Raw genomic sequence first — 25,525 nt, 5'->3', positions numbered from 1 at the left:
TCCGGCGGCCTTTTTAATTCGCAATCATGTGGATCGATCAGCTTTCCTGTGGTGCAGGAACGTCGGATTCCATTTTACAGGTGTCGAGCCAGACGTCGTAAACTGCATGTTCGACAGCGTTGAGTGCCGGTGAATCGGCAAACATCCACCCGGTGAATATACGTCTGATCTTGCGGTCGAGGGTGATCTCGTCGACCTCCACGAAGGTCGTCGTTTTCGGCGCTTCGGTTTCGTCGCGCGTGTAGCAGACGCGCGGGGTCACTTGCAGCGCCCCAAACTGGACGGTCTCATTGATGTAGACGTCGAAGGTGGTGATGCGGCCGGTGATCTTGTCGATGCCCGAGAACACGGCGACACGATTCTCGATCCGCGCAGCCTGAGCTTCAGGAACCGCGAACTGCGCTAAACCTGTGGCGCCGAGCAAAGCGGTCGCGCCGCAAACGATAAGATGTTTCCTGATCAAAGATGTCATGCTCGCCTGCCTTGAAGCCGCTTTCAGCTCAGCTCTGCGCCTGACGAGCGGCGAGCCGATTCATCGGTGACCTAACTGCGCATTGTGGCCAAAAGGTTTCGGCTGGTCGATCGCTTAGGACTTCGGCGTCCAGGCGTCGTAATCGCCGGTAACGCGCGGACGCTCAGTCCCGGTCAGGATCGACCCCTTCGGACGGTAAGCCGCGGATGAGCCGGTCAGGTTCGGCTTGTGCGGCTTCTGCCATGCCCGCGGCTGATAGTTTTCGTCGTTCGGCGCAATGTCGGTCCGGTGGTGCATCCAGCCATGCCAGGCTGCAGGAATCCGGGATGCATCAGCAAGCCCGTTGTACATGACCCAGCGCCTCGTCCGGCCCTCGGAATCGGTGCCGCCCTGATAGTAGACATTGCCGAACTCATCCGTTCCCACCTCGGCGCCGTGTCGCCACGTGTGGAAGCGCGTGTTGAGCGTTGCGCCGTTCCACCAGGTGAAGAACTGCAGCAAAAATTTCTTCATGAGAAACCTCGATAAACGCCGAGCGCCCGGCTGTTTTCAACAGGCGCGTTATGGCGTCAACGCGTTGCGAAGTCCATAGGCGGCGCCAATCCGATACCCATCCCGTGCCCGTTGCCGCGCGAAATCCCAACGGGCCGGCGGATCAGTTCTCGATCCTCGCCAGCTGCTCCGGGCCATGGTTTCGCGCCAGCGCCTGCAGTTCGGCTACGCGCGCGCGATAGCGGTTGGCGGCGCTGCGGTCGTTGCGCTGCGAAGCGAGTGCCGCGGCCAGTTCTGCACGCTGCATCTCGCGCTGCAGCTCGGTCATCTGGACCGTGCTTCGCGCGGGCGGCGTGGCAAAGGTCGGAAACACGCCGCTACGCCGCGCACCGGCCTCAACGAAGGGCGCGGGCGTGCGGGGCTCCGGACGGTTCAGCGTGTCATTGATGGCCGCAAAGCTCGGGTTGTAGTTCGGCGCACTCGGGTCGCTCGATGTGCACGCTGCAAGCCCCGCACAGAGGACCAGAAGGATCCACCGCAAATGTTTCGTCATACGTCCATCCTGCCGCCACACTCCGCCGCATGCTGACCGCACCGGTCGCATGACGGGCCGACACATCGAATCCCATCGTCTTATTTCTCTTACAATGAAGCGCTTCGGTATAGTAGGCTTTGGGAACAAGCCGTTAAGGCGACGCGCAATCCAAGCGCAGCATGAGGGAGGATGGCCATGACAAAGGCGTCTGGCAGCGACAAGCCGCCGATCGGCGACGCAAAGGCAATTGAGCCTTATATCGTCAAGGATCCCGAGGCGTTCGCGCGCAACCTCGCGCGCATGCTCGAAGAGCTGGGTCGTGCTGCCGCAGCCTGGGTCGCGCCGCGGGAGAGCGGCGAGAAAACCGACACCATTTCAGAGCCTTATGCCGACATGGTGAAAACCTTTGCGAAGGTTTCCGAGTACTGGCTTTCCGATCCCTCGCGCGCGATCGAAGCGCAGACGCATCTTCTCACGTCCTATTTCTCGATCTGGAATGCGTCGATCCAGCGCCTCTCGGGCGCAGACGCGCCACCGGCCACGCCTCCTGCACATGTCGGCGACAAGCGCTTTTCCGACAAGGATTGGAACGACAACGCCTTCTTCGATTTCCTGCGCGGTGCCTATTGGGTGACATCCGACTGGGCCGAGAAGCTGATCGTCGATGCCGAAGGTCTCGACCCGCATCTGAAACACAAGGCGCAGTTCTACACGCGCCAGATCATCGACGCGCTTTCGCCGAGCAACTTTCTTCTGACCAATCCTGAGCTCTACCGCGACACCGTGGCGGAGAACGGGGAGAACCTCGTGCGCGGCATGCGCATGCTGGCCGAAGACATCGCCGCCGGCAAAGGCGACCTTAAGCTTCGTCAGTCCGACGCATCCAAGTTCAAGGTCGGCGAAAACCTGGCGACGACGCCGGGGAAAGTGATCGCACAGAGCGATGTCTGCCAGGTCATTCAATACGAGCCGACGACGGAGAAGGTGCTGAAGCGGCCTCTTCTCATCTGCCCGCCATGGATCAACAAGTTTTACATCCTCGACCTCAATCCGCAGAAGTCGTTCATCGCCTGGGCCGTGGCGCAGGGGCATACCGTCTTTGTGATCTCCTGGGTCAATCCGGACGAGCGCCACCGCAACATGGACTGGGAGTCCTATGCGCGCGACGGCATCGGATTCGCGCTCGATGCTGCCGAGCAGGCAACGGGGGAAACCGGCGTCAACGCCATCGGCTACTGCGTCGGCGGCACGCTTCTGGCGGCAACGCTGGCACTTCACGCCAAGGAAAAGGACACGCGGATCAAATCCGTGACGTTCCTGACGACGCAGGTCGATTTCACCCATGCGGGCGACCTGAAGGTGTTCGTCGACGAGGACCAGATCGAGGCGATCGAAGCCGGCATGGAGAAATCCGGCTTCCTCGACGGCTCCAAGATGTCGACGGCCTTCAACATGCTCCGATCGTCCGACCTGATCTGGCCTTACGTCGTCAACAACTACCTGAAGGGCAAGGATCCGATGCCCTTCGACTTGCTCTACTGGAATTCCGATTCGACGCGAATGCCCTGCGCCAACCACTCGTTCTACTTGCGCAATTGCTATCTTGAGAACAAGCTGTCTATGGGCAAGATGGAGCTTGCAGGGCATCGTCTCTCGCTGAAGGACGTTCGGATACCGGTCTATAATCTGGCAACGAAGGAAGACCACATCGCGCCTGCCAAGTCGGTCTTCATCGGCAGCCAGTTCTTCGGCGGTGACGTGCAATATGTCCTGTCTGGCTCCGGCCACATCGCCGGGGTGGTCAATCCGCCCGACAAGAAGAAATACCAGTTCTGGACAGGTGGCCCACCGGTCGGCGCCTTCGAAGACTGGGTTCAGAATGCCGAAGAGCATCCCGGATCGTGGTGGCCTCACTGGCAGCAATGGTTGACCGAGCTCGAAGGCATGGACGCGATGGTGGACGCCAAATCGCGCAAGCCCGGCGGCAGGAAGCTTAAGCCCATCGAGGATGCACCGGGCTCCTACGTTCGCTCCAGAGCCTGACGCCTCGATGAAGTTCAAGACGCCCCTCGTGCCGGCGACGCTGGTCAGCCGCTACAAGCGCTTTCTGTTCGACGCCGTCCTTAACGACGGCACGAAAATCACGGGCTCCTGCCCCAACACGGGGTCGATGTGGGGCCTGACGACGCCGGGTTCGCGGATCTGGCTTTCCGAGCACGATAGCCCCACCCGCAAATATCGTCACTGCCTGGAACTGGTCGAAGCCGACGGCACCATCGTCGGCATCAACACGGGCCTGCCCAACCGTCTTGCGGAGGAAGCGATCCTTGCAGGGCTGATCTCGAATCTCGGCGACTACGCCGTGCTGAAGCGCGAACAGAAATACGGCCAAGCATCGCGCATCGACATTCTGCTCGAGGACCCGCAGCTCGGCCGGGCCTATGTCGAAGTCAAGAACGTGCACATGACGCGCGTGAAGGGACTGTTTGAGTTTCCCGACAGCGTCACCACTCGCGGTGCCAAGCATCTGGACGAGCTCGGCGACATGGTCGAAGCGGGGCACCGTGCGGTCATGCTGTTTCTCGTCCAGCGCAGCGATGGATCCCGATTGAAGCTTTGTCGCGATCTCGATCCCAATTATGCTGCGGCTTTCGACCGCGCCGTAGGGCGCGGGGTTGAAGCTTTCGCCGTTCGATGCGACATCACTTCAGAAGAAATTCGTCCCGTGGATCTCATCGTGATCGATGAGCCCGGGATGATGGTCCGCGAGGACCGGCTCCTGAAAACCGGACAACCATAGATGGTCAGCTACATCGCCGCAGAATTGGCGCCACAGAAGAACAACGGGCAGATCCGCCTCTACGGTGAAGATGGCTTCGAAGGGATGCGCAAGGCCTGCCAGCTGACCGCACGATGCCTTGACGCACTGGCGCCGATGGTCGTGCCGGGTGTCACCACAGATGCGATCGACAAGTTCGTGTTCGAATTCGGCCGCGATCACGGCGCCCTGCCCGCAACGATGAATTATCGCGGCTACACCAAATCGTCCTGCACCTCGATCAATCACGTCGTCTGTCACGGCATCCCGAACGACAAGCCCCTGCGCGACGGTGACATCGTCAATATCGACGTGACGCTCGTCGTCGATGGATGGCATGGCGATTCAAGCCGCATGTATCCGGTTGGGCAGATCAAGCGCGCTGCCGAGCGACTGCTCGAAGTCACGCACGAATCGATGATGCGCGGCATCGCGGCGGTGAAGCCCGGCGCACGCACCGGGGCGATCGGCGAAGCGATCCAGACCTACGCCGAGGCCGAGCGCTGCTCGGTCGTTCGCGATTTCTGCGGCCACGGGCTCGGTCGCCTCTTTCACGATGCGCCCAACATCCTGCACTATGGCCGCGCGAATGAAGGCCCGGAAATGCGGCCCGGCATGATCTTCACGATCGAACCGATGATCAATCTCGGCAAGCCGCATGTGAAGGTGCTTGCCGATGGCTGGACAGCCGTGACGCGCGACCGCTCGCTTTCCGCTCAGTACGAACACACGGTCGGCGTGACCGAGACAGGCTGCGAGATATTCACGCTCTCGCCTGGCGGTCTCGACCGTCCCGGCCTGCCTGGCTGACGCGGCGCGGCGGGGGCGTTCGTCATGGCATCGATCATAGAGCCGGACGACGAGCAGTACGCCGACGAACGCGCCTTTTTCGCAGAAGGCCCGGTCCAGCCGCCTCGTGCCACGAAGACGGCGCCGGCCCACTACCATGGTCACCGAGACCGGCTGCGCGACCGCTTTCGAGACAATGGTGTCCAGGGGCTCGCAGATTACGAGCTTCTGGAGCTTCTGCTCTTCCGCATACTGCCCAGACGCGACACAAAACCAATCGCAAAGGCGCTGATCGCGCGGTTCGGATCCTTGTCGGAGGTCCTCGGCGCACCGCCGCATCTTCTCAGCGAGATCGACGGTATCGGCGAGGCGGCGGCGCTCGATCTCAAAGTGGTGGCGGCGGTCGGCCAACGCATGCTGAAAGGCGAGATCGCGGCGCGCCAGGTGCTGGCTTCCTGGCAGCAGGTGATCGACTATTGCCATGCCGCCATGGCGTTCGAGACACGGGAGCAGTTTCGTATCCTGTTCCTCGACAAGAAAAACGTCCTGATTGCAGACGAAGTGCAGCAGACCGGCACGGTCGATCATACGCCCGTCTATCCCCGCGAGGTGATGCGCCGAGCGCTGGAGCTTTCAGCAAGCGCGCTGATCCTCGTGCACAACCATCCATCAGGGGATCCGACACCATCGCGTGCCGATATCGACATGACGCGCACCATCGTGGAGACCGGAAAGCCGCTCGGCATCGTCGTGCATGATCACATCATCATTGGCCGACAGGGCCATGCGAGCCTGCGGGGCCTGCAACTGATGTGAATGGCCGGCTCCGCGTTCAGCTCAGCTGATCGAGGAATCGCCGGCTGTCGCGCCTGATGGCGTGGATCTTGTCCTCGCCCATCCGGTCGAGGCTTTTCATGATGACGCCCATGCGGTGATTCTTCTGGAAGGCGGCGCGGTTGCGCAGCAGGAAATCCCAGTAGAGATAGTTGAAGGGACAGGCCTTTTCGCCGTTCTTCTTCTTCACATCGTAGCGGCAGTTGCCGCAATAGTCCGACATCCGGTCGATATAGGCGCCGGAGGCGGCATAGGGCTTGGAGGCGAAGAAGCCGCCATCGGCATAGAGGATCATGCCGACGACGTTCGGCATCTCCACCCATTCATAGGCGTCATGGTAGACGAGCAAGTACCATTCCTGCACTTCCTTTGGGTCGAGGCCCGTGAGCAGGCAGAAATTGCCGATGACCATCAGGCGCTGAATGTGATGGGCATAGGCATTTGCCTTGGTCTCCCCTATCGACTGCTTCAGGCAGTTCATCTCGGTTTTCGCCGTCCAGAAGAAGTCGGGCAGCTTCTTGTCAGCCGACAAGGCGTTTGAACCGGCATAGTCCGGCATTTTCAGCCAGTAGATGCCGCGGATGAATTCGCGCCAGCCGATGACCTGACGGATGAAGCCTTCCGCCGCGTTGATCGGCACAGCCCCGTCGCGCCACGCTTCTTCCACGCGGTCGCAGCATTCACGCGGCGATAGGAGCCCGCAATTGATGAGACCTGACAGGTTTGAATGAAAGAGCAACGGCTCGCCCTGGCGCATGGCGTCCTGATAGGTCCCGAAATTCGGCAGTGCCGTGTCGATGAACCAATCGAGATAGTGCAGCGCCTGCCGGCGCGTGACGGGATAATCGAAGGGCTCAAGGTCACCGAAATTGTCTTTGAACTGCTCCGCGACGAGCGCGAGGACCGCTTTCGTCTCATCGTCGACCGTATAGGTCGGCCGCTTCGGCGCTTTCAGATCGGCTGGCAGCTTCACCCGATTGTCGTGGTCGAAGTTCCACTTCCCGCCTTCCGGTGCATCGCCGTCCATCAGGTAGCCGGTCAGGCGGCGCATCTCGCGGTAGAAATACTCCATCCGGAGCGACTTCGGGTACTCGCCCGCCCATTCCTTGAACCGCTTGTGGGAGCAGAAGAAGCGCGTGTCCGGAAGAACCGTCAGCGGCACGCCCACCCCATCGCGCCACTCCTTCTGCATCATCAGCACGCGGTGCTCCGCCGCCTCGGTCATCACGACTGCTTCAGGGGCATGCGCGTCGATCGCCCGCTTCAGCGCATCCTCGAGCGACGCGACGCCCTCGTCGAATCGCATGTAGTGAACGGTGAAGCCGGCGCCCTCCAGATCGCGTGCGAAATGGCGCATGGCGGAGAAGAGGAAGGCGATCTTCTTCTTGTGATGGCGCACGTAGCTTGCCTCGGCGCCCACTTCCGCAATCAGGATCACGTCGCGATCCTTGTCGGCTCCGTCCAGCGCAGACAGGTCGCGGCTCAGTTGATCGCCAAGGACAAATCTGAGCGTTCCGCCCGTGCGGTCTTTCGTTTGCGCCACTGTGGTCTAAGCCCTTCATCCATCCGATGTCCGGCACATAGCGCGCTGCAAGGATTGAAAAAGGCCGCCCGCGTTTTGCGGACGGCCTCTTGTCGAACTTAGAGATCCGAAGCGAGGATCAGGCCTCTTCGGCGTCGTCCTTCTTGGCTGCCTTCTTCTTGGCGGGCTTCTTTTCGCCCTCGTCGGCGGCAACCGTCTCGTCCTTCTTGGCAGCCTTCTTCTTGGCAGGCTTCTTTTCGGAAGCTTCAGCCTTGCTGCCCGTCTCGTCCTCGTCTTCAGCCATCAGCTCTTCCTTGCTGACGGTCTTGTCGGTGACGTCGGCTTCGGAAAGCAGGTGATCGATGACCTTTTCCTCGAAGATCGGCGCGCGCAGCGATGCGGCTGCACCCGGGGTCTTCTGGAAATATTCCATGATCTGGCGTTCCTGGCCGGGGAACTGGCGAACCTGCTCATAGAGCGCGCGCTGCATTTCCTCGTCGGCAACCTTCACGCCGGCCTTTTCGCCGATCTCGGAAAGAACCAGACCGAGGCGGACGCGGCGTTCGGCAAGCTTGCGATACTCTTCGCGCGCTGCTTCCTCGGTCGTGTCCTCGTCTTCGAAGCTCTTGCCGGACTGTTCGAGATCACGGGTGATCTGCGTCCAGATGTTGTTGAACTCGGCGTCGACAAGCGTCTCGGGCGTGTCGAACTGGTAGAGTTCGTCGAGCTGGTCGAGGATCTGACGCTTCACCTTCTGGCGCGTCATCTGGCCGTACTGGCTCTCGATCTGACCGCGAACGACTTCGCGCAGCTTATCGGCCGATTCGAGGCCGAGCTTCTTGGCCAGCTCGTCGTCGATCGTCAGTTCGGCCGCAGCGGCGACGTCCTTGACCTTGATGTCGAAGGTGGCTTCCTTGCCGGCAAGGTTGGCCGCCGGGTAATCATCCGGGAACGAAACTGTGATCGTCTTCTCGTCGCCGGCCTTCACGCCGACCAGTTGCTCTTCGAAGCCGGGAATGAAGCGCTTGGAGCCGATGACCAGTTCGGCATCGTCGTCCTTGCCGCCATCGAAGGGCTCGCCGTCGATCTTGCCGAGATAGTCGATGGTCACGCGATCGCCGTCGGCAGCCTTGCCCTTCTTGGTCTCATAGGTCTTGGCGTTCTCGGCGATGCGGAGCACCTGCTCTTCGACTTCCTCATCCGGAATGTCGACGACTTCGCGCGTGACCGTCAGCTTGGAATCGCCCTTGAGTTCGATTGCCGGGATGACTTCGTAGGCCAGCGAGAACTCGAAGTCCTTCTTGGCGTCGAGGATCTCGTTGGCTTCCGCCTCGTCCTCGGTCATCTTGATTTCAGGCTGCGTGGCGGAGCGCTCGCCGCGCTCTGTCAGGATCGCGCCCGGCTTGTCGCGGATGATCTCATTGACGAGATCGGCCATGAACGACTTGCCGTACATCTTCTTGAGATGCGACATCGGCACCTTGCCGGGGCGGAAGCCGTTCAGACGGACCTTGTTCTTGGCATCGGCCAGGCGCTCGTTGAGCTTCTGCTCCATCTCCTGCGCGGGCACGACGACTTTGATCTCGCGCTTCAGGCCTTCGGCCAGGGTCTCGGTTACCTGCATCGTTCACCTTCTTGATAGTTCTTGGCAGCGCTCTCGCGACGTCGTCGAGGAGCGCTGAACCGGAATTCAAATTGCCGGAAGCGGCGTTCAATTCTGTCTGGTGCGGGTGGAGGGACTTGAACCCCCACGGCTTTCGCCACCAGAACCTAAATCTGGCGTGTCTACCAATTCCACCACACCCGCTCTGCTCGCCAGATCAACACTCAAGGCATAGCGGGCCAGCCTTGAACGCGCGTCTCTATATCACCCGTTCTGGAGGGTTCAAAGGAAAAATGGGGTATTTGGCGCCGCCGTTTCGCTCTTTTAGCATCGACGCAAGATCGAATGGAACTCTCCCCTAGCGAGCGCGTTTATGCACCGTGTTCGCCTCGGTGAGCGAGCGGCCCGCTCTTGAAACGCGGTGATCGGCCCCTCACATTGCGGACGCAAGGCCGGCCAAAAGCTGACGTGTGACAGAGTTGCGTAAGGTGCATGGCTTCCATGCAGATATTGCACTGCACAAATCTGATCGGTCGCCTTATGTTGAAGTCATCGAACGGCGCAACTGAGTGCCTCGATCGAGGGTCGCCCGTAAGGCGGCAAAGAATTCGGAGCGGCAAACTCCTCCTCCCATTGCCTCTCCGATATGATGGATGGTTCTCCTCCTCCCAACCATTCATCGCTACAAATGGCGCCCGCTGGATCCTCCTCCCCCAGCGGGCGTTATTTTTTTCAGATCTTCCCAAATAAATCATATGATTGGTTCGCCTCGCCGTTCCCGGCGGCGGCCAGCAATGTCGTGCGTCATCTCGTGCTCCATCGGCCTAAGCGCGGATGCACGTGCAAATGAATCAAATCTTAACGATCTCATTCGGTCTGCAGCCAGCGCATAGCCACGATGCTTATTTCGCACTGCACAAATTGGGTGATCGCACCTATCTTCAGTCCAACGAGATCGGGCCGCCCAAGAGCAGGCCTGGGAAATACGAAGGACATGAAGATGAACGTAGCACGCACTTTCAACAACTGGCGCAAGTACCGTCAGACCCGCAACGAACTGGCCCGCATGTCGGACCGCGAACTCAGCGACATCGGTGTAAACCGCGCTGACATCGCGCGCATCGCTCGCCAGGCGATCTAATTACGAAATTCGGCCGGACACACTCCTCCTCCCAGTGTCGGGCCGAGCGATCGGCGGCCCTCCTCCTCCCAGCTTCCGATCAAACAAAGTGCGCCCGCCGGATCTCCTCCCCCGGCGGGCGCTCTTGTTTTCAGCGACGTGATCCAAATTCCGGTCCCGGACCGAACGGAGCGAGCATCATGAGCCTTGCGGAATCCTTTCGGCGCTGGCGCCAATACCGTATCGCCTGCACGGATCTCGAGCAGATGACGAGCAGAGAGCTCGCTGATCTCGGGCTGACCCGACGCGACATCCCGCTTGTGGCTCGCACCGCGGTCAAGTAACGCTCAAAGTACCGGCACATGCCTGAAAAATCGGCATTTCATGGTTGCCGCTTCGGATTGATCCCAGCGCTGCCTGCCTCGCATGGCTGGCCTCGGACATCAGCGCTACTTACGCTCGCCAATGGGCAGTAGAAGCAGCACCAAGAGACGGCTCGTGCGCCGTCACATCCCAATCAGGTGAACCATGCTCATTCTCAACAATGCCCGGTCGTGGCTCAGCCGTCGCCGCACCATGAACACGCTTCGCGGCCTCTCCAACGAGACGCTCGAAGACATCGGCCTGACGCGTTTCGACGTTGCCCGCAGCGGACGCCAGGCGCGCTGAAACGCCCGTTGGCCTTGCCGCGCCAGAATGATATGACGCGCGCATGACAGATACAGCAGATCACCCAAAGCCCGTTCACGTGATCGGCGGAGGACTTGCAGGCTCGGAAGCCGCCTGGCAGATCGCTCAGGCAGGCGTTCCCGTCGTTCTCCACGAAATGCGACCGATCCGCGGCACCGATGCCCACCTCACCGACGGCCTCGCCGAACTCGTCTGCTCGAACTCGTTTCGGTCGGACGATGCGGAGACGAACGCGGTCGGCGTCCTGCATGCCGAGATGCGGCTTGCCGGGTCGCTCATCATGGCGTGCGGCGACCGCAATCAGGTGCCGGCAGGAGGCGCGCTTGCCGTCGACCGAGTGGGCTTTTCCGACGCCGTGACGAAGGCGCTGAACGACCATCCGCTCGTCACCATCGAGCGTGAGGAAGTGACGGGCCTGCCACCCGTCGAATGGGGTCGGACGATCATCGCCACCGGTCCCCTGACGGCGCCCTCGCTCGCCGAATCGATCGGTGAAGTCACGGGTGCCGATGCCCTCGCCTTCTTCGATGCGATCGCGCCGATCGTCCACGCCGAGTCCATCGACATGGATATCTGCTGGTATCAGTCGCGCTACGACAAGGTCGGCCCCGGCGGCACGGGCAAAGACTATATCAACTGCCCGATGACGGAAGCGGAATACAACGCCTTCGTCGACGCATTGCTGGCCGGCGACAAGACGAGCTTCAAGGATTGGGAAGGCACGCCCTATTTCGATGGCTGCCTCCCGATCGAAGTAATGGCCGAGCGAGGCCGCGAAACGCTTCGCCATGGGCCGATGAAGCCGATGGGCCTGACCAACGCCCACAAGCCGACCGAGAAGGCCTACGCGGTCGTCCAGCTGCGCCAGGACAATGCTCTCGGTACGCTCTTCAACATGGTCGGCTTCCAGACCAAGCTGAAATATGGCGCACAGACCGAGATCTTCCGGATGATACCCGGGCTGCAGCATGCCGAATTCGCCCGTCTCGGTGGCCTGCATCGCAACACCTATCTCAACTCGCCGGTGCTGCTCGACGCGACGCTGCGCCTGAAGGCGCGTTCGGACATCCGCTTTGCCGGACAGATTACGGGCTGCGAAGGCTATGTCGAATCGGCCGCAATCGGTCTCCTGGCCGGTCGCTTCGCTGCGGCGGAGGCCAAGGGCCTTGCGCCCTCCGTGCCACCTGCGACGTCCGCTTTCGGGTCGCTGCTGGGGCATATTACGGGTGGCCATATCGTTTCCGACGATGAGCCGGGCAAGCGGTCGTTCCAGCCGATGAACGTCAATTTCGGTCTGTTCCCGCCACTGGACCCGGGAGCGATCGTGCGGCCGGAGGGCGTGAAGCGCTTTCGCGGCAAGGACAAAACGGTCGCCAAGAAGCGCGCCATGGCACATCGCGCGCTCGCCGATTGCGCCGCATGGCTTGGCGAAAGCGATTTTCGTCAAGCCGCCGAGTAGCCGCGAAAACCCGGCCCTTCGCTCAGCGCTGGGCAGGGCCGTCGCTGCTCCAGTCAGACAGCCTGAGCAAGAGAACGCCGCCGATGTTGGCGAGCGACGGCGCATCGAACCGATCGAAGGTGACGTAGTTCGGCTGAATGCTGATCTGGCGCCCTTGGCTCGAGAGTGTGATCTCGGCCGCTTCGGCTGGCGTCCCGTCTTCCATCTCCAACAATGTGTCGACCGGAACGTCGAAGACGACCGTTTCGCCTTCGCTGCTGAGCGTCAGGGAGTTGTCCCGCAGGCTGATCGACAGCGGCTGCGACAGCCCCGGCACGGACCAGTTGCGCGCAGTCGTTCCGCGGTAGGCAGAGAAATCGACGAGCAGGATGTCGTAGCCGTTCGTGGCGATGACACCCGATGTTTGGAAAGATCGGCTGAACTGGCCTGCTTCGCCCGTGGTTCGCAGTGTCGGATCAAGGCCATAGGCCACCGCGATGCGGCGTAACAGGCCTGTGCCTGCTTCGGCAGAACTCGGCAGAACCTCCGGCTCGACCGCGCCGAGCCCACCTGCGACTTCGAGATAGCTGAGAATGTCGAGTGCCTCGGCGTTCTCTTCCGGCGTGAAGGGCGGATCGGCGACCATTGCACGAAACCGCTCGCTCTGGCTTTCGATCGAGATGCTGACTGCACCCTGGGGTCCGAAGGACGTGACGAGAAGCGCCAGAACGGGAAGAGCCGCGATGACCCGGATGTCGCCGCGAAGGCTCGGCCGCAGTTGCGCGAGAAGGATCGCCGCCGTCACCACTCCAAAAAGCACAAGCAGATAGCGATCCGGCGTTACGCCATAGACCGAGATGCGCTGCCAGGTTGCCAACAAAAGAAGGAGCAGCGGTACGGGAAGCATGACCGGCCACCAGCGCAGGAGCAGTCGTGTCGGCGGCCGGGCGCTGGAGAGGAACGGGTGGATGACCATCAGCGCTGCAAACAGGCAGACGCCGAAGGTGAGCACGAGCCAACCCACCTGGCCTGCCGGCCAGTCACCGGACAGGATAATTGTCGCGGCATAGATGTGCAGGAGCACGGCGTAAATGACCAGCAGCGGTGCGGCCACATAATCGCCAAGCACCTGCATGCCGCGCCGCACGGGAACAGGAGCGTCTTCAGGTGTGTCGAAATCTGTCGCCGCCGGCAATTGGCCAAGCGCGAACAAGGGCGCTGCAAAGCAGCCGACTGTCGCCCAGACATGGCCATAGACCTGCTCCGGTACCGCGATGCCAAAGAGATAGGTGAGGCTCGCGAGGATTGCGGAGAAGCCGCCGGCAAAGAGAAGCAGGGCAAGAAGCCCGAGCAAGCCGGCGAACAGGAAACGCACCACGAACAGCCAGAAACTTTCGCTGCTCCCGCGCTGCAGGAATGGGCCGACAAGGACCAGTCCAGCGAGTGCGACGACGAATGTCTGCTCGTAAATACGAACGGCTTCTTTCCACTCGATCAGACAGAAGGCGAGAAGCGCGGCCAGCAGTTCGGGTAGTCGCCCCAATCGCCGCGACTGTAGCGACAGACAGACAGCCAGTGCCGCTATGGTGGCGACCGTCAACGGATAGGCGAAACCGCGGTCGCCCCAGAACAGCGGCCACCATTCGCCAACTCGGCCATTCGCCTCGATGGTGATGAGCACCAGAAGCAGCGCCACAACTGGAAAACGCCGCAGCGCATTGAGCGTGCCATCGAACATCTCGCCGATCACGCTGCCCCAGCCCTTGCGCGGGCCGGTCGAAGACTGGTTCTGCTCCACTGATGTCACGGAGCTACGCCCTGCCCCGGCAGGCCCGGCGTTCCGATCTGATCAGGGTTCTGTCGCACATACTCTTCCTTCAGTTCGAGCGATCCCTGACGCGAGCCATCGTGGCTCCAGCCTGGCGGCGCGAACAGGTATCCGAGCCTCTGGCGCAAGGTCAGCCCGGGGCGTGCGGCATCCTTGAACATGTCGATCCACTCGTGAAATGCGAGCCGGATCGGATTGAAGGTGCCGACATTGCGGACGATCCCATAGCGCGGCTGGTCGCTATCCAGTTCCGGAACGAACGTGCCGAACATGCGATCCCAAACGATCAGGCAACCGGCATAGTTGGCATCCAGGTACCGCGGATTGGTCGCGTGGTGCACGCGATGATGCGATGGCGTGTTGAAGATCCATTCGATCGGCCGCCACATCTTTCCGATCGTCTCGGTATGGATCCAGAACTGATAGACGAGGTTCAGCCCACCGACGAACAGGATGACGAGTGGATGGAAGCCGATCAGCACCAACGGCAGCCGCAGGATGAACATGCCCGTGAAGGTGCCGGTCCAACTCTGGCGAAGCGCGGTGGAGAGATTGTAGTGCTGCGAGGAATGGTGGATCACATGCTCCGCCCAGACCCAGCGCGAACGATGGGCGATGCGGTGATACCAGTAGTAGCGCAGATCATCGAGCACGAAGCAGAGCGCGATGGCCCACCACGACGTGCCGAAATCGAAGATGCGGTAGTCCCATGCCCAGATCAAAACGCCGAAAGACACGAAACCAAGCAGCAGACCGGAGACGACATTGCCGGTGCCGAGCAGCAGGCTCGCCAGCGTATCGCGCGTTTCGAAGGCACCGCGCCGCTTGAACCGACGGATCAGCACGATTTCGATGAGCATCGCGCCGATGAACAGCGGGATGGCGAGTTGCGTGACATCCGGAAAATCAGGCATCGCCATTCTCTCCCCGGGCCGGCCGCTCTTCATCCCTGGCAGCAATCAGGGCTCCGATGAGCCATAGCGACACTTCGGCGGCGTCTTCCGCCGATGCGAACACGAAAACGCCGTCCTTGAAGGTGGTTTCCTTGAAATCGATCGCGAGGGAGCGCGCTTCCGGCCCTGCCGACACATGCACGGCGCCTCCCTGCAGCAGGCGTGCAATCGTGTGACGTCCGTGTGCCTGAACGAAGCCCGTCTGCTGGTCGGCAAGGCGCAGGAACGCCGCGCGGCGATCGGCGGTCAGCACGACGTCGCGGATGGGAAGAGCCGGATAGGCCTTGCCGAATTCAACGATCGCGGCGCCGGCATCGTCCAGCAATGCCTGTGCGGACCCGCCTGAGCGATGAACCGTCAGGACGACGAGCACGATACCGCCTATCACAATGGCAACGAGCAGACCGAGACTCACTGCAACCGCCTCCCAAGAGCGTGAATACGCATCAGCCTTGCAGCCAGCTCCCCCTGCCGGTCAAGCCGTCAATGAACGGCCCAATGATCAAGCACCTTCGTTGCGCCGCTTTGGCGTGGTTAGAAACGACTTGTGGAGGCAGCCCGGAGCAACCTGAGCTGTCGCCGCCACTGGGGTGGCTGTATGCGCGAGAGGTCTTCGATCGTCTGCCCCGATCGCGCCGCACGATCAAGGATCGGGGCAACGAGCGCAATCGGCAGGAACGCAGCGAACAGGTCCCTATCCATCCGTTTCGCGGCGTTGCGGGCGCGCGCGAGATGATCGCGTCCATAGGCGACGAGGGCTGCAATCACCGATCCTTCGTGGTGCCGCTCACCCAGAAACGATTCGGCATCGGTGCCGCATGCCGAGAGAATATCGCCCGGCACCAGCAGCTGGCCGCGTGCATGGTGGATGGGCAGCAGGAGCAGCGTGCCGGCGACCGCCTGTGCAACGCCTGCATGGCCTGCTGCTTCCGCAGCGCTCGTTGCCCGCTCTCCACCCAGAATCACTGCCGCGAGCTGGATGACCGTCGCTGCCGTCTCACCGGCATAGGCTTCGAAGGCTGCGCGGTCCGGCATGGGATCATCGTAAAGATCGAAGAGGCGGGCTTCGATGAACCGATCGAAGGCATCGCGCGGCAGGCGGTGTCGGTCGATCGTAGCGAGCAGCGCCTCGGCACCCGGGTGGCCTGCTGCGGTGCTCGTACCCGAACCGGTGATCACATCGCGCCACCACTGCAGGCGCACTTCGCCAGCCAATGGCTCCCGTACGAGGTCGCGAACACGCGCAATCTCTGCGTTGAACAGGTAGAGCGAAGCGAGCGCTCCGCGGACCGAAGCCGGTGAAAGCAGGCAGGCGAGATAGCGGTCCCGGTCGAGCTCGCGCAGCTCAGCGAGGCAGTATGCTTCGTGTTGCGTGAGCGTGCCGTCGGCCTCGCGATCCATGGGGGATCAAACGACGATCAAGGCGGCGGCGACAGCGCGCGATTCGGCTAGCATGACGTTGTATGTCCGCACGGCCGCACCTGTACTCATCGGATCGGACGTCATCCCGGCTGCCCGAAACGCGGCCTTCAGTTCCTTGGGGAGAGGCCGGATTTCGCGGCCCGTGCCGACCAGCAACACCTCAATGTCGCCGGCTTCCGCCAGCACCCGCTCGAACAGCTCGACATCCAGTGCCGCGCCCTCCTCCGCCGACCAGCCGTGAATGCCCGACGGGAGGCACAGCAGCGATCCGCGATGCGACATGTCGGCAAACCGGAAGCCACCGTCCCCATATGCGTCGATGGGTGCCCGGCCCGGAAAGTGCGCTTCGCGAATGACGATGCCTTTCGCCATGGGCTCAGGCCGTTCCAGGACGCTGATCGATCGCACCCTCGGTCGTGCTGCCGCGCTCGTTGCCATCGTCGAGCGACAGCGCGCCTGGACGAAGGTTGAAAAGCACGAGCATCGGACCGGCGATGAAGATCGACGAGTAAGTGCCGACGACGATGCCGATGATCATGGCCAGCGTGAACGAGGCAATGACTTCACCGCCGAAAAGGTAGAGCGCAGTCAGGGCCAGCAGCGTCGTGATGCCGGTGAGCACTGTCCGCGAAAGCGTCTGGTTCATCGACAGATCAAGAAGCTCGATCAACGGCATCTTCTTGTAGCGCCGCAGATTCTCACGCACGCGATCGTAGACCACCACGGTGTCGTTGATCGAATAGCCGACGATCGTGAGGATGGCCGCGATACTGGTCAGATTGAATTCGATGCCGAAGAGCACGAAGAACCCGATCATCAGGATCACGTCATGCAGGGTCGAGGCAATGGCGCCCAGGCCAAAGTGCCATTCGAACCGCAGCCAGATGTAGACGAGCATCGCCGCCATCGCGGCGAGAACGCCGATCGTGCCGGCCAGTGCCAGTTCCGACGAAACCGTTGGCCCGACCACTTCAACACGCCGGATTTCGTAGTCGGATGCCAGTTCCTGTTGTGCGGCGGTGACATTGGCCTGCGTCGTCACGTCGTCTTCGGCAGAGCCGATGCGGACGAGCAGATCGCTTTCGGAACCGAATTCCTGAACTTGGACCTCGCCGATCTGCAGGCTGCCGAGGCGCTCACGAACATCGGCAACGTCGGCTGCGCCCGACTGGGCACGGACTTCGATGCTCGAACCGCCGAGGAAATCGATGCCGTAGTTCAGGCCCATGGTGAAGAACATGGCGATTGCGGCAATCGACGAGACGATCGAGAAGCCGAAGGCAGCCTTGCGCCAGCGCATGAAGCCGATCTTCGTATCCGGCGGCACCAGCGTGACCATGCCCTTCGGCATTTCCTTCGGCTTGGCACGGCGCAGCCAGAACGCGATCAGCCAGCGGGTCAGCGTGAAGGCGGTGAAGACGGTCGTCACGATGCCGATCGCAAGCGTGATGGCGAAGCCGCGAACCGGGCCGGAGCCGAGATAGAACAGGATCACAGCGGCGATCAGCGTGGTCATGTTGGCATCGAGAACCGTCGCCATGGCGCGGGAAAAGCCCGCATCGAGCGACTGGACGAGGCTGCGTCCCTGTCTGCGCTCTTCCTTCACGCGCTCATAGATGATGACGTTGGAATCCACCGCCATGCCCATGGTGAGGATGATGCCGGCGATGCCGGGCAAGGTGAGCGTTGCACCCAGGAATGTCAGCGTCGCGATAATGAGCGCGACGTTGGCGACGAGGGCGATGTTGGCGATGATGCCGAGCTGGCCATAGGCCACGACCATGAACACGACGACCAGCAGGCCGCCGATGATCGATGCGAACTGGCCGGCCGCGATGGAATCGGCACCGAGACCCGGACCGACAGCGCGTTCCTCGACGACGGTCAGGTCCGCCGGCAGCGCACCGGCGCGCAGGAGGATGGCAAGGTCGTTGGCCGTCTGCGGCGTGAAGCTGCCGGAAATCTGGCCAGAACCACCGAGGATAGGTTCGTTGATGACAGGTGCGGAGATGACCTGGTTGTCGAGCACGATCGCGAAAGGACGGCCGACATTCTGTTGCGTTGCTGCGCCAAATGCCTGGGCGCCGCGTGAATCGAAGCGGAATGTCACGATCGGCTCATTGGTGCGCTGATCGAAACCAGCTTGGGAGTCGGTGAGGCTTTCGCCCGAAACGAGCTCGCGGATCTCGACGAGATAAGGCTGATCACCTTCGACGGACTGAAGCACTTCCGACGTGGCCGGCGGCCGTCCGTTGATCGCTTCCTGCACGGGGATGGACGTATCGACCATGCGGAACGACAGGCGAGCGGTCTGACCGATCAGATCCTTGACGCGCTGCGGATCGGCTTCGCCTGGAACCTGCACGAGCACGCGGTTGGAACCCTGGCGCTGGATGGTCGGCTCGGTCGTACCGAGTTCGTCGATACGGCGGCGAACCACTTCGACGGACTGCGCCACCGCCGACGACATGCGGTAATCGATACCGGAATCGGTAAGCCCGATGTTGAGGACGCCCGTTTCCGGCTCTTCGATCGCGACTTCGCTCACGGTTCCGCCACCAAACAGGCCGGAATTGACCGGCGCCGTCAGCGGCTGGAGAGCCGTGCGCGCTGCAGCCAGTTGCTCGGCATCACGGATGCGAACGCGGACCGACGTATCGGAGCGCACGAGACCGGTATAGCCGATGCCGGCTTCACGCAGATACTGCCTGACGTCGCTCTCGACGGTGCGCAGACGCTCTTCGACGATGTCGTCGCGATCGATCTCGAGCAGGAGATGGACGCCACCCTGCAGATCAAGGCCCAGTGTCATCTGCCGCTTGGGCAGCCAATCGGGCAGACCCGCCAGCCGTTCCTGCGAGACCAGGTTCGGTGCCGCGACGACGACGCCGGCGAGAACCACGAGCCAGATCAGGATGGTTTTCCAGCGGTCGAAATACAGCATGGCGGGGTGCTTCCAATTGGATTGCGGACCGATGGCTCCATCGGTCCGCGGTCTATGCGCCCCCTCTAGGAGCGCAGGATGGTCTTTCTACGGCGAAGGGCTATTCCTTGACCGGCTCGCCCTTGACGCGGACGTCGGCAATCAGCGCGCGGGCGATACGGACCTTCGTGCCCTCGGCAATTTCCGCTTCCAGTTCCGTGTCGTCGATCACCTTGGTGACGCGCGCCAGGATGCCGCCGCCCGTGACGATCTGGTCGCCGCGGCGGATGCCTTTCAGCATTTCTTCGCGCTTCTTCATCTGCTGGCGCTGGGGCCGGATGATGAGGAAGTACATGATGACGAAGATCAGGATGAACGGCAGGATCGACATGACGATCTCGGCGCCGCCGCCCGCGGTCTGCGCATAGGCCGGAGTGACGAACATGAATAGGCTCCTTCGGAAAACTCGTTGCGGCGGCTTCTTGCCCCCCTTGGCGTGCGCGGAATATAGCCACGACGCCTTGGAATGCAACCGAACTGGGCGCGTCATCCAAGCCGTCGTCTTTCGCCCGGTGGCATGACATGCTAACCGCGCCCTCAACGTTGGTGGAGGCTGGGTAGAGGCGGATGACGAAGGCAGTGTTGAGCGAGTTGATCGAGGAGGTGCGCTTGCTGCGCCTGGCTGTCGAGCGAGGCGGTCGTCAGTGGCCGAAACCGGATCTCGCCGCGGCGCAGTGCTTCCTCTTCGAAGGTGAGACTGGAACGCTGAAGCCTGTGCCTCAGCCGAACCGTATTGACCTCAGCCTCATCAAGGGCGTGGATCGCGTCCGCGACATCTTCGTTGAAAACACGCAACGGTTTGCCGATGGCCTCCCGGCCAACAACGTGCTGCTCTGGGGCGCGCGCGGCATGGGCAAATCTTCCCTGATCAAGGCGACGCATGCGACGCTGACGGCAAGCGCCGATCCAGCACGGCCGCCGCTGAAGCTCGTGGAAATTCACCGCGAAGACATCGCTCTTCTACCGCGTCTGATGGCTGTTCTGCGCCTGGAAACGGCGTACCGCATCCTCCTTTTCTGCGACGATCTATCGTTCGATCACGACGATACGGACTACAAATCGCTCAAGGCCGCGCTTGATGGCGGGATCGAGGGGCGTCCGGAGAACGTGTTGTTTTACGCGACGTCCAACCGCCGCCACCTGCTGCCGCGCGACATGATGGAGAACGAGCGCTCGACGGCGATCAATCCCTCCGAGGCGGTTGAGGAAAAAGTCTCTCTGTCGGACAGGTTCGGGCTCTGGCTCGGCTTTCACAAATGCAGCCAGGACGACTACCTTGCCATGGTGACGTCCTATGCCAGCCATTACGGCCTCGATGCCGATGCGGACACGCTCAGGCGAGAATCGCTTGAATGGGCGACGACGCGGGGCGATCGGTCCGGCCGCGTCGCCTGGCAGTACATTCAGGATCTCGCCGGCCGAAGCGGTAAGGCGCTCACAGCCCGGCGCGCCTGACGGCGCAAACGAAAGCGGCGCCACATGGGCGCCGCGATTTTTGAAACTTGTGATCGACTGTCAGTCGAGGAAGCGGGTCGGGTCCACCGGCGTGGCGTTTTCGCGCACCTCGAAATGGACTTTCGGCTGTGTTGCCGTGCCCGTCATGCCCGATGCCGCGATGACCTGACCGCGCGTGACGTTGTCGCCTCGATTGACTTTCAGCTCGCTTGCATGGCCGTAAACCGTGACCAAGCCGTTGTCGTGACGCACCAGAACGGTGTTGCCGTATTCCTTGAGGCCGGAGCCTGCATAAATGACGACGCCGTTCTCGGCTGCCTTGATCTCAGAGCCTTCCGGGACCGAAATGTCGATGCCGTCATTGCGCACGCTGCCATCCTGAGCACCGAACGCCGTTACGACCTGACCGCGTACCGGCCAGCGAAGCTTGCCGATGCCCGTTGCTTCCGGAGCGATCGCGGCGACATCGTTGCCGACGGCGTCGTCGATGCGTGCAGCTGGCTCGCTGGCCGCCGGGGGCGTGTAGCTCTGCTGCGGCGCCGCAGGCTGCTGCGGCTGGGCGGCGGGTGCGGCGGCAGCAGTGGTGACGGCGGCGGTCTGCTGTGGGTCGACACGTGGCTGCTGAGCGGGCGCCTGTGCGACAGCGGTAGCCGCCGGCTGCGGAGCGGCTGCACCACCCAGGTTCAGCGTCTGGCCAAGACGGATGTTGTCGCCGGAAATGTTGTTCGCCTGGCGAAGAGCTGCGACGGAAACACCGGTCTCACGCGAAATGCGGCTCAGCGTATCGCCTGCCTTGACGGTGTAGGTTGAACCACCCGCCGAAGGAGCCGAGGCGGCAGGCGCTGTCAGCTGCGCGGCCTGCTCGTTGAGCGACCGTTCGGCAAGACGCGGATCCACCGCCGGCGAAGCGGCTGCCATCTGCTGAGCTGAGGGAGCCGCAGGCTGGGCAGGCGCCGACTGGGCAGGCGCTGCCGAAGCAACGGTGCCGCCGCGGCTATAGCCCGGGATGACGATCTGCTGACCGCTTCTGATTTGGGATGCATCGCTGATGCCGTTTGCCTGCATGATCTGCTCGACCGGCACGCTGTAACGCTGCGAAATGCTGAAGAGTGTTTCGTTCGGCTGCACGGTGACGCGCGGCGCACCTTCGGTCGACCAGCCACGGGGCCGGTTGGCGCTCGCCGTTGCCGGAGGAATGACCGGCGCCGTGGCAACCGGGGTCGTTGCCGTCGTCATGGTGTCCGGCGCCATGGGGGCGGACGATGTCGGCGCCAACTGCGAACGCTGCACGCCACCGGTCGGAGCGAGCGCATACTGGCCGGAAGAATAGCTTTGATCGCCGGGGTAAGGCTGGGAAGCCGCTGCCTGCTGAGGCGCCGCCATGCCCTGCGCCATGCCACCCTGGCCAACGTTTTCCTGCGGGGTCGGCACCGTGGCGGTGGTGAAATTGTCGAGACCGCCAAGCCTCAGGGATTCAGAGCTGCAGCCGGCGAGAAGGACGGCCAGCAGTGCCGCGCCGATGACGCCGGCGGATTTGGCGGATTTAGATGGACCAGTCTTTCGCATGTAGAGCCCCAAGACGACGCAGATACGCATGACCGTCATTAAGCCCTGTTAATGTTACCCGCCGGTTAATGCGCCACGCATTGTCCCGCACAAGATGCGAATAACCCGCAGAAAAGCCGATCGATTTCGTGATTTCCGCTATTAGATGCGCGCTGCGACGCCGGGGACCAGCGGCAGATAGGGCAGCTCAGGCCCATCGGTGCGTTCGAAGCGGTTGCCGATGCGAGTGAGCCGCGACAGGACGACCCGGCCGTTTTCCTTGATGATGCCCGTCAGCATCTGCCCTTCCGGTGCAAGATGATCGACGAAGCTTCGCGGCATCTGCTCGAAGGCGCCCGCGACGAAGATGCGATCGAATGTCCCCTCGCCGGCGACACCCTGCCGGCCATCGGCGAGCTTGAGCGCGACATTGCGCAGGCCGAAATGCTCCAGCCGCTGCTGCGCAATGGCATGCAGCGTACGGTAGCGCTCGACGCTGACCACTCGGTCGACGATGCGCGCCATGACGGCTGCGGCGAAACCGGAGCCGGTGCCGACTTCCAGCACCCGCTGCCCCGCCTTCAGATCGAGCTGGTAAAGAAGACGCGCCATCAGGTCCGCGCCTTCCATGAAGGTGCCGCACTCGATCGGAATCATCCGCGACGAGTACGCCAGATCCGCATGGATCGGGGGCACGAATTGCGAGCGGGGCGTCTCTTCCAAGGCGGCAAGCAGGGTCGCGTCCGCGATGCCTTCCCGCCGCAAACGCAGGAGCAGGCTCGCAAAGCCTTCGATCTCTCCAAGAGGATTTCGGCTGTCAATCAAGGACGACGATCACTCTGCTGCGTCTTGCAGCACCTCTGCCAGGTGCGCCTGAAACTTATAATCGGTCATATCCAGTTTAAGCGGCGTTACCGATATGCGATTTTCGGTCATCGCCTCGACATCGGTGCCGGGTGCAATGTCTTCGGCAGCATCGCGGGAGAACCGCAGCCAGTAATAGGGAAAGCCGCGCCCGTCCGCGCGCTTTTCCATCGACAGGCCATGCAGGCGGCGGGCCTGCGACGCCACTTTGACGCCGACGACATCTTCCGGACCGCAAGGCGGGAAGTTGACGTTGAGGAAGGTGTCGCGCGGGATCTCCAGGCCGATGAGACGCTTCAACAGCGCCGGTGCGTGGCGGCCGACCGTTTCCCAGTCGATGCGGCGTTCACGATGGGACAGAAACGCCTGGCTGAGCGCGATCGACCTGATGCCGAGCAGCGTGCCTTCGATCGCACCGGCAACGGTGCCGGAATAGGACACGTCTTCGGCGATGTTCTGGCCTGCATTGACGCCGGACAGCACGAGATCTGGGGGGCTATTCATCACTTCGCGCACGCCCATGATGACGCAATCGGTCGGCGTGCCGCGCAGTGCGAAACGCCGGTCGCCCTCTTTGCGCAAGCGCAATGGCTCCGACAGGGTCAGCGAATGGGCGAGACCGCTCTGATCGGTTTCCGGCGCGACGACCCACACGTCATCGGACAGCGTTGCCGCGATGCGCTCCAGCACCTTCAGGCCTTCGGCATGGATGCCGTCGTCATTGGTCAGAAGAATGCGCAAGCGCCTCGCTCCCTTGTTTGTCCGTCCGTCCTAGCGAACTGCCTCGATCCGCGTCTTGCCACCCATGTAAGGAACCAGAGCCTCGGGGATGGTGACAGACCCATCCGCGTTCAGATAGTTCTCCAACACGGCAATGAGTGCGCGCCCGACCGCTATACCCGACCCGTTCAGCGTGTGCACGAAGCGCATCGTCTTCTCGCCGGCAACGCGGTAACGGGCGTTCATCCGCCGCGCCTGAAAGTCGCCGCAGACGGAGCAGGATGAAATTTCGCGATAGGCGTTCTGGCCAGGCAGCCAGACTTCGATGTCGTAGGTCTTGCGAGCGCTGAAGCCCATGTCGCCGGTGCAGAGCGTCACGACACGGTAATGCAGGCCGAGGCGTTTCAGGACCTCCTCCGCACAGGCTGTCATCCGCTCATGCTCCGCCACCGAATTCTCCGCATCGGTGATGGAGACGAGCTCGCATTTCATGAACTGATGCTGACGCAGCATTCCGCGCGTGTCGCGGCCGGCCGAACCCGCTTCGGAGCGGAAGCTCGGCGTCAGCGCCGTGAAGCGCAGCGGCAATGCGGCGATGTCCACGATCTCGTCGCGCACGAGGTTCGTCAGAGGCACTTCGGCGGTCGGGATCAGATAGCGGCCATCGCCGGTCTTGAAGAGATCTTCTTCGTACTTCGGCAGCTGACCTGTGCCGAACAAAGCCGGGTCACGCACCAGCAAGGGCGGCGAGACTTCCTGATAACCGTGCTCAGTCGTGTGCAGGTCCAGCATGAACTGACCAAGCGCGCGTTCCAGCCGGGCGAGATCGCCCTTGAGGACCGTGAAACGTGCGCCGGAGATCCTGGAGGCACCCTCGAAATCCATGCCGCCAAGCGCTTCACCGATCTCGAAATGCTCCTTGGCCGGATGATTCCAGGTCGGTTTTTCACCATGGGTACGGATTTCGACATTGTCGGTTTCGTCGGCGCCCTCGGGCACGTCGTCGGCCGGGATGTTCGGCAGCACGCTGAGCGCTGCCGACAGTTCCTCGTCATTGCGACGTGCAGCCTCTTCGCTGTCCTGCATCGCCTGCTTGAGACCAGCAACCTCGGCTTTCAGGGCCTCGGCGCGCTCCTTGTCACCGGCCGCCATCGCAGTGCCGATCTCTTTCGAGGCGGCGTTGCGGCGCGACTGCATGTCCTGAAGCCGCGCAATCTCCGCGCGGCGCGCTTCATCCAGCGCGATCAGACGCGCGGCAATGGGCTCGGCACCGCGCTTCCTCAGTGCCTGGTCCATGAGGCCGGGATTGTCACGGATCCATTTGATATCGAGCATGTCGCGTCCAAAAGTCTTCGAGCTGCGTGGAATTGGGTTCAATGACCGTGCGCGCGCTCTACGCGATTTGAGAGGCAAGCGGAAGCCCCGCCCCTCGCGACACGCAC

Annotated in this window: 25 protein-coding genes and 1 tRNA gene; 9 read left to right on the top strand and 17 right to left on the bottom strand. The window is 62.1% G+C overall.

Annotated features, from left to right (window positions below; genetic code table 11):
- Positions 1–37 precede the first annotated feature (37 nt).
- The 3 genes from QQL76_RS14160 to QQL76_RS14150 form a co-directional block, all read right to left on the bottom strand.
- Complete coding sequence (locus tag QQL76_RS14160) at positions 38–472, bottom strand: DUF2155 domain-containing protein (protein WP_499208165.1); 435 nt, start codon at positions 470–472, stop codon at positions 38–40.
- Between the two features lie 114 nt (positions 473–586).
- Entirely contained in the window at positions 587–985 is a 399-nt protein-coding gene (locus QQL76_RS14155; RefSeq protein WP_126010492.1) for an NADH:ubiquinone oxidoreductase subunit NDUFA12, read from the bottom strand.
- A gap of 142 nt (positions 986–1,127) precedes the next feature.
- Positions 1,128–1,517 carry a hypothetical protein gene (locus QQL76_RS14150; protein ID WP_404861999.1) on the bottom strand — a complete coding sequence of 130 codons (390 nt, stop codon included), beginning with the start codon at positions 1,515–1,517 and terminating at the stop codon, positions 1,128–1,130.
- A 171-nt stretch (positions 1,518–1,688) separates the two neighbouring features.
- On the opposite strand from QQL76_RS14150, the gene QQL76_RS14145 reads away from it, so the two are divergent.
- The 4 genes from QQL76_RS14145 to radC are packed head-to-tail and all read left to right on the top strand — an operon-like array spanning position 1,689 to position 5,922.
- A complete protein-coding gene (locus QQL76_RS14145; protein WP_499208164.1) occupies positions 1,689–3,542 on the top strand; it encodes a PHA/PHB synthase family protein in 1,854 nt (617 codons plus the stop codon).
- 7 nt (positions 3,543–3,549) lie between these two features.
- A complete protein-coding gene (sfsA, locus tag QQL76_RS14140) occupies positions 3,550–4,299 on the top strand; it encodes a DNA/RNA nuclease SfsA (RefSeq protein ID WP_499208163.1) in 750 nt (249 codons plus the stop codon).
- Positions 4,300–5,127 carry a type I methionyl aminopeptidase gene (gene map, locus QQL76_RS14135; RefSeq protein WP_499208162.1) on the top strand — a complete coding sequence of 276 codons (828 nt, stop codon included), beginning with the start codon at positions 4,300–4,302 and terminating at the stop codon, positions 5,125–5,127.
- A 24-nt stretch (positions 5,128–5,151) separates the two neighbouring features.
- Complete coding sequence (radC, locus tag QQL76_RS14130) at positions 5,152–5,922, top strand: JAB domain-containing protein (protein ID WP_499208161.1); 771 nt, start codon at positions 5,152–5,154, stop codon at positions 5,920–5,922.
- 16 nt (positions 5,923–5,938) lie between these two features.
- Here radC and QQL76_RS14125 read toward each other — a convergent pair whose 3' ends face one another.
- From QQL76_RS14125 to QQL76_RS14115, 3 genes are all read right to left on the bottom strand, one after another.
- Entirely contained in the window at positions 5,939–7,483 is a 1,545-nt protein-coding gene (locus tag QQL76_RS14125; RefSeq protein ID WP_499208160.1) for a cryptochrome/photolyase family protein, read from the bottom strand.
- A gap of 118 nt (positions 7,484–7,601) precedes the next feature.
- Positions 7,602–9,086: a trigger factor gene (tig, locus tag QQL76_RS14120; protein ID WP_499208159.1), complete on the bottom strand. Its 1,485-nt coding sequence runs from the start codon at positions 9,084–9,086 to the stop codon at positions 7,602–7,604.
- 98 nt (positions 9,087–9,184) lie between these two features.
- A tRNA-Leu gene (locus tag QQL76_RS14115) sits at positions 9,185–9,269 on the bottom strand.
- Positions 9,270–10,065: 796 nt separating this feature from the next.
- Between QQL76_RS14115 and QQL76_RS14110 the strand changes: the two genes are divergently transcribed.
- From QQL76_RS14110 to trmFO, 4 genes are all read left to right on the top strand, one after another.
- Positions 10,066–10,206 carry a DUF1127 domain-containing protein gene (locus QQL76_RS14110; protein WP_126010500.1) on the top strand — a complete coding sequence of 47 codons (141 nt, stop codon included), beginning with the start codon at positions 10,066–10,068 and terminating at the stop codon, positions 10,204–10,206.
- Positions 10,207–10,385: 179 nt separating this feature from the next.
- Entirely contained in the window at positions 10,386–10,529 is a 144-nt protein-coding gene (locus QQL76_RS14105; RefSeq protein WP_499208158.1) for a DUF1127 domain-containing protein, read from the top strand.
- A gap of 184 nt (positions 10,530–10,713) precedes the next feature.
- Positions 10,714–10,854 carry a YjiS-like domain-containing protein gene (locus tag QQL76_RS14100; RefSeq protein ID WP_404862007.1) on the top strand — a complete coding sequence of 47 codons (141 nt, stop codon included), beginning with the start codon at positions 10,714–10,716 and terminating at the stop codon, positions 10,852–10,854.
- A gap of 43 nt (positions 10,855–10,897) precedes the next feature.
- Positions 10,898–12,334, top strand: a complete 1,437-nt coding sequence (gene trmFO / locus QQL76_RS14095; RefSeq protein ID WP_499208157.1) for a methylenetetrahydrofolate--tRNA-(uracil(54)-C(5))-methyltransferase (FADH(2)-oxidizing) TrmFO — start codon at positions 10,898–10,900, stop codon at positions 12,332–12,334.
- Positions 12,335–12,356: 22 nt separating this feature from the next.
- Here the strand turns inward: trmFO and QQL76_RS14090 are convergent, their stop codons facing one another.
- The 7 genes from QQL76_RS14090 to yajC all read right to left on the bottom strand — a co-directional run bounded on the left by QQL76_RS14090 (position 12,357) and on the right by yajC (position 19,884).
- Complete coding sequence (locus QQL76_RS14090; RefSeq protein WP_499208156.1) at positions 12,357–14,120, bottom strand: DUF4153 domain-containing protein; 1,764 nt, start codon at positions 14,118–14,120, stop codon at positions 12,357–12,359.
- Positions 14,117–15,061, bottom strand: a complete 945-nt coding sequence (locus tag QQL76_RS14085; RefSeq protein ID WP_499208155.1) for a sterol desaturase family protein — start codon at positions 15,059–15,061, stop codon at positions 14,117–14,119. Before QQL76_RS14085 ends, QQL76_RS14090 begins: the two co-directional genes overlap by 4 nt.
- On the bottom strand, positions 15,048–15,509 hold the full coding sequence (locus QQL76_RS14080) for a hypothetical protein (protein WP_499208154.1): 462 nt from the start codon (positions 15,507–15,509) through the stop codon (positions 15,048–15,050). Before QQL76_RS14080 ends, QQL76_RS14085 begins: the two co-directional genes overlap by 14 nt.
- A gap of 119 nt (positions 15,510–15,628) precedes the next feature.
- Positions 15,629–16,495, bottom strand: coding sequence for a phytoene/squalene synthase family protein (locus QQL76_RS14075; protein ID WP_499208153.1), 867 nt, complete (start codon positions 16,493–16,495; stop codon positions 15,629–15,631).
- A 6-nt stretch (positions 16,496–16,501) separates the two neighbouring features.
- Complete coding sequence (locus QQL76_RS14070; protein ID WP_126010508.1) at positions 16,502–16,888, bottom strand: Mth938-like domain-containing protein; 387 nt, start codon at positions 16,886–16,888, stop codon at positions 16,502–16,504.
- Between the two features lie 4 nt (positions 16,889–16,892).
- Positions 16,893–19,460, bottom strand: coding sequence for a protein translocase subunit SecD/SecF (gene secDF / locus QQL76_RS14065; RefSeq protein WP_499208152.1), 2,568 nt, complete (start codon positions 19,458–19,460; stop codon positions 16,893–16,895).
- Positions 19,461–19,560: 100 nt separating this feature from the next.
- On the bottom strand, positions 19,561–19,884 hold the full coding sequence (yajC, locus tag QQL76_RS14060) for a preprotein translocase subunit YajC (RefSeq protein ID WP_499208151.1): 324 nt from the start codon (positions 19,882–19,884) through the stop codon (positions 19,561–19,563).
- Positions 19,885–20,066: 182 nt separating this feature from the next.
- On the opposite strand from yajC, the gene QQL76_RS14055 reads away from it, so the two are divergent.
- Entirely contained in the window at positions 20,067–20,954 is an 888-nt protein-coding gene (locus QQL76_RS14055) for an ATP-binding protein (protein ID WP_404862014.1), read from the top strand.
- 60 nt (positions 20,955–21,014) lie between these two features.
- On the opposite strand, the gene QQL76_RS14050 is transcribed toward QQL76_RS14055, so the two are convergent.
- From QQL76_RS14050 to serS, 4 genes are all read right to left on the bottom strand, one after another.
- Positions 21,015–22,559, bottom strand: coding sequence for a LysM peptidoglycan-binding domain-containing M23 family metallopeptidase (locus tag QQL76_RS14050; protein ID WP_499208150.1), 1,545 nt, complete (start codon positions 22,557–22,559; stop codon positions 21,015–21,017).
- 102 nt (positions 22,560–22,661) lie between these two features.
- Entirely contained in the window at positions 22,662–23,324 is a 663-nt protein-coding gene (locus QQL76_RS14045; protein ID WP_245451297.1) for a protein-L-isoaspartate(D-aspartate) O-methyltransferase, read from the bottom strand.
- A 9-nt stretch (positions 23,325–23,333) separates the two neighbouring features.
- A complete protein-coding gene (gene surE / locus QQL76_RS14040; RefSeq protein WP_499208149.1) occupies positions 23,334–24,104 on the bottom strand; it encodes a 5'/3'-nucleotidase SurE in 771 nt (256 codons plus the stop codon).
- A 30-nt stretch (positions 24,105–24,134) separates the two neighbouring features.
- Positions 24,135–25,418 carry a serine--tRNA ligase gene (serS, locus tag QQL76_RS14035; protein WP_499208148.1) on the bottom strand — a complete coding sequence of 428 codons (1,284 nt, stop codon included), beginning with the start codon at positions 25,416–25,418 and terminating at the stop codon, positions 24,135–24,137.
- Positions 25,419–25,525: the final 107 nt, after the last annotated feature.

Source organism: Rhizobium albus, assembly GCA_030160035.1.
Classification (GTDB): Bacteria; Pseudomonadota; Alphaproteobacteria; order Rhizobiales; family Rhizobiaceae; genus Georhizobium; species Georhizobium albus.
The sequence above is the reverse complement of the archived record's forward strand: the minus strand, read 5'-3'. Positions and strand labels throughout refer to the sequence as shown.